Origin of the sequence: Streptomyces capoamus, assembly GCF_014654935.1 — a bacterium.
In the GTDB taxonomy this organism is placed as follows: Bacteria; Actinomycetota; Actinomycetes; order Streptomycetales; family Streptomycetaceae; genus Streptomyces; species Streptomyces capoamus.
In genome coordinates this window covers 53,731-55,153 of record NZ_BNBF01000031.1, presented here as the reverse complement: position 1 = coordinate 55,153, position 1,423 = coordinate 53,731, and the positions used below count along the sequence as shown (strand labels likewise).

Sequence of the window (1,423 nt, the reverse complement as noted above, 5' to 3'; positions counted from 1 at the left end):
GCATCAGGACGGTGTCGATGATGTAGACGTTGGCGTTGGCGGTCTTGACGTTGCCGCAGACGACCTTGGCGGAGTCGTTGACGGTGTAGGACTCGCCCGAGCCGGAGGTCATGACCTTCGACTTCTCCAGCGTGTTGAAGGAGCCGTTCTCCAGGTCCTTAGGGGTGAGCTTCTGGCCGACGACGTGGTAGGTGAGGATCTTCGTCAGCTGCGCCTTGTCGTTCAGGACCTTGTCCAGGGTGGCCTTCGGGATCTTCTTGAAGGCGTCGTTGGTCGGCGCGAACACGGTGATGTTCTGCGCGTTGTTGAGGGTGTCGACCAGGCCGGCCTTCTTCACCGCCGCCACGAGGGTGGACAGCGCGGGGTTGTTGGAGGCAGCCGTGGCGACCGGGTCCTTGGCCATGCCGTCGAAGGAGCCGGCACCGTTCTTCGGCACCGAGGCGCAGGCAGGGCCGAACGGCTGGTCCATGCTGCTCGAGGAGGCCGTCGAGCCGCCCATGTCGTCGCTGCTCTTGGTCGCCGGAGCCGACGCCTTGCTGGAGGAGTCGGACTTACCGGAATCGCTGCTGTTGTCGGAGCAGGCGGTAAGGACCAGCGGCAGGACGGCGGCAGCGGCGAGAAGGCCGGTGGTACGGCGAATACGGGTGTTCATCATTTTCTCCTGTTGGAAGGCGCAGCACGTTGTGGCTGCTCGGGTATTGCGGAAGGGTGGTCTGGATAGGGCACGCTCACTCGACGGTGACGACGACGGAGTGCCATCCACTGGCGCCGTCGGGGATCGTGCGGGTGCGTCTGTCGGTCTGCACCGCGCCCGTGCGGTCGGTGGCGCGGACGGTAAGGGTGTGGCCGCCCTTGGTGGCCTGCCAGGGAAGCGACCACTGGCGCCAGGTGTCACGGGTGTCCTCGGCGGCCAGGTGGGCTTCTTGCCAGGGGCCGTCGTCGATGCGGACCTCGACCTTGTCGATGCCCCGGTGCTGGGCCCAGGCGACTCCGGCGATCATCACCGTGCCGGTCTTGGGCCGGGCGAACGGCTTGGGGGTGTCGATTCGCGACTCGGTCTTGATCGGGGCCTTGCGGGCCCAGCCGCGCTTGACCCAGTACGGGTCGTAGGAGTCGAAGGTGGTGAGCTCGATGTCCTCGATCCACTTGCACGCCGAGACGAATCCGTACAGGCCCGGGACGACCATGCGGACAGGAAAGCCGTGTTCGAAGGGCAGCGGCTCGCCGTTCATGCCGAGGGCCAGCATTGCGTCACGGCCGTCCATGACGTCCTCGACCGGGCTGCCGATCGTCATACCGTCCACCGACCGCGACACCAGCTGATCCGCACGGCCGCCTCGGGACGGGGGCTTGACCCCGCATTCGGCGAGCAGGTCGGCCAGCCGTACCCCGGTCCAGCGGGCGTTGCCCACGTACGGGCCAC

Annotated in this window: 2 protein-coding genes; both read right to left on the bottom strand. The window is 66.8% G+C overall.

Going from position 1 to position 1,423, the window contains the following annotated elements:
- Positions 1-652 (bottom strand): fasciclin domain-containing protein (locus IE312_RS33600; protein ID WP_189986007.1); only part of this gene is annotated, 652 nt, incomplete at its 3' end.
- A 76-nt stretch (positions 653-728) separates the two neighbouring features.
- Positions 729-1,423 (bottom strand): molybdopterin-dependent oxidoreductase (locus IE312_RS43030; protein WP_229900741.1); only part of this gene is annotated, 695 nt, incomplete at its 5' end.